The 2,684-nt window shown below is 29.7% G+C and carries 2 protein-coding genes and 1 pseudogene; 2 read left to right on the top strand and 1 reads right to left on the bottom strand.

All coding sequences use genetic code 11. The features are described 5' to 3' along the window. Positions 1 to 119 precede the first annotated feature (119 nt). A complete protein-coding gene (locus EYB29_RS11245; protein WP_166627297.1) occupies positions 120 to 941 on the top strand; it encodes an alpha/beta fold hydrolase in 822 nt (273 codons plus the stop codon). A 20-nt stretch (positions 942 to 961) separates the two neighbouring features. Continuing rightward, a complete protein-coding gene (locus tag EYB29_RS11240) occupies positions 962 to 1,708 on the top strand; it encodes an NAD-dependent epimerase/dehydratase family protein (RefSeq protein WP_166627296.1) in 747 nt (248 codons plus the stop codon). A 386-nt stretch (positions 1,709 to 2,094) separates the two neighbouring features. On the opposite strand, the pseudogene EYB29_RS11235 reads toward EYB29_RS11240, so the two are convergent. Continuing rightward, a pseudogene (locus tag EYB29_RS11235) lies at positions 2,095 to 2,640 on the bottom strand (ATP-dependent Clp protease proteolytic subunit); the annotation flags it as partial. Positions 2,641 to 2,684: the final 44 nt, after the last annotated feature.

Here is a 2,684-nt window from a genome sequence, read left to right as displayed (position 1 = left end):
AGTGATAACATCCTTGTTAAATTGTTTATATCTGAAATAGTTCATACAGAAGACTCCTTTATGTTAAAATTATACTATAAATTCAACTTTGCAACAGAACCATAAAGGAGGAATAATAATTGAAAAATAAGTTTGTCTACCCTGATAAAGTTTATAAGACTAAGTATGGTTATGTTAAGTACAACATTGTTGGTTCTGGTGAACCTTTGGTTTTAGTACATGGAACACCTTGGTCTTCATATAATTGGAGAAAGATTATTCCTGCTCTTAGTGAATGGTATACCGTTTATTATTATGACCTTTTAGGTTATGGCGCTTCAGAAAAAGATGTTGAAAATGTATCATTAGAAATACAAAATGAAATTCTTTTTAAACTGATTGAACATTGGCAATTAGAACAGCCTAAAATAATTGGGCATGATTTTGGTGGAGCTACTACTTTAAGAACACATTTACTAAATAACCAAAAATTTGAAAAAATGATGTTAATAGATCCTGTTGCTGTTTCACCTTGGGGCTCTCCATTTTATAAACATGTTGAAAAATACGAAGAAGCTTTTATTGGATTACCTAAGGAAATTCATGAAAGTATATTGAATTCATACATTGGAGGAGCAATTTACAGTAGGTTAGATGAAGAAGCTTTATCTGCAATAAAAAAACCTTGGTTAAGTGAACAAGGAAAGAAAGCTTTTTATCAACAAATTGTACAATCCAACCAAAAATACACTGATGAGATTGAATGTAAATATAGTGAAATTGAGATTCCAACATATATTTTATGGGGCGAAAAAGATGAATGGATTCCAATTGAACAAGGAACTAAATTGAATAATTTAATACCAAATTCTAAATTAATACCAATAAGTGAGGCGGGACATCTGGTTCAAGAAGAGCAATCTCCATTGCTTATATCTTACATTCTAAAATATATGAATTAGCAGAGTTTGGGAGTGATAATATGAATATATTAATTACTGGAGCTTTTGGTAATATTGGAACCACACTTATTGAAGCACTAAAAAACGAACATCTTTTAACTATAACTGATGTTAATATTTCTGTTAAGAATGAATCTCAATTTGACAAATGTAAAATAAAAAAGTTAGATATAACTAGTTTTGATGAATGTAAAGAGGTAATAAAAGATAATATAGATATTGTTATACACTTAGCTGGAACGCCTAATCCTAATGCTAGTTTTCATGATGTACTTAATTTAAATATAATAGGTACGTATAATGTTTTTATGGCGAGTATTGGAGCCAATGTAAAAAAAGTAATCTTTGCTAGCAGTGCCCAGACAATTGAGGGGTATCCAAATGACAAACAATTGTCTGAGAATGATGTTACAAAACCAGGCAATTTTTATGGTGTAAGTAAAGTTACGAGTGAAGCCTTGGCATCTCATTTTGCTAATGAAACCAATATAGACTTTATAGCTTTAAGAATAGGTGCTTTTGATGAATTAAGAAAAACAAATTTCAAATTAAATGCAAGAGATTTAAGTGCTTATATTAGTCCTGAAGATTTATCACAAATTGTAACTAAATGTATTGATACTAATTTCACAAATCATTTTGAAATTATTAATTGTATATCTGATAACCAATTTAAAAGATTGAATATATCTAAAGCAAAAAAATTGATCAATTATCAACCAGAAAATGATTCTTTTTTAGAGTCCGGTTATAAATTTGATAAATAATTAGCATTAAGGCTTACAACTATTCTAAAAGAATATTAGCTTCATTTGGCATAAACAATATTTTAGTAAATATTTGAATAAGTGATTTTCAAGGGCAAAAAAAGGGCATAATTTTGATAATAAGGGCATTGGGTAGATTTGTTCGCAAAAAGTTCGCAAAGTTGCGAACATGTTCATAGCCTTTCAAACTGAAAATAATCACTATAAAACATTGATTTAACAGTGATTTGAATGCTGATGATTATTCATAAAATAGCAGTATATAAAAAGAAGAACAATAATAGATATTGTATCTGAAAACCCCGTAGGCATATACCTACGGGGTTGTTTTGTGTTTTTTATATTTGAAAAGTTCGCAAAAAATTCGCAGAGTGCAGATTTTTCAACTACTTGATTTCATTTCTATGTGCGATGATTTTATTTACTATACCATAATCAAGTGCTTCTTGCGTGTTAAGCCAGTAATCTCTAGCAGTATCTTCTGCAACTTTTTCTAATGGTTGATTAGTTTCTTTTGAAATGAGTTTGTTTAGTTTTTCGCGTGTTCTAATGATTTCTTTAGCAGTGATTTCCATCTCAGTAGACTGACCTTGTACACCACCACTAGGTTGATGAATCATAAAACGTGTGTTTGGCAAACTGTATCTATTTTCTTTTTGACCTGATAGATAAATTAATACACCAGCACTAACTACCCATCCAGAACCAATAATATTAACTTTTGGTGTTATAAAGTTAATCATATCATGTATGTAATATCCAGAATCTACATGACCACCTTGACTTGATATAAATAAATTAATTGGTTCATCACTCATGGATTCTAGTAATAATAATTTATTGCAAACGTCTTTAGCAACTTCATCATTAATTTCTCCTGAAATAATTACTGTTCTAGTCTCCAACATTTTCTCGGTGGTTCTGTTGCAAAGTAAAAAATATAGCTAACCACTAATTTATCATGTCAGTGTTCGCT

Source organism: Jeotgalicoccus sp. S0W5 (genome assembly GCF_011634875.1).
GTDB classification, from domain to species: Bacteria; Bacillota; Bacilli; order Staphylococcales; family Salinicoccaceae; genus Jeotgalicoccus; species Jeotgalicoccus marinus.
The sequence above is the reverse complement of the archived record's forward strand: the minus strand, read 5'-3'. Positions and strand labels throughout refer to the sequence as shown.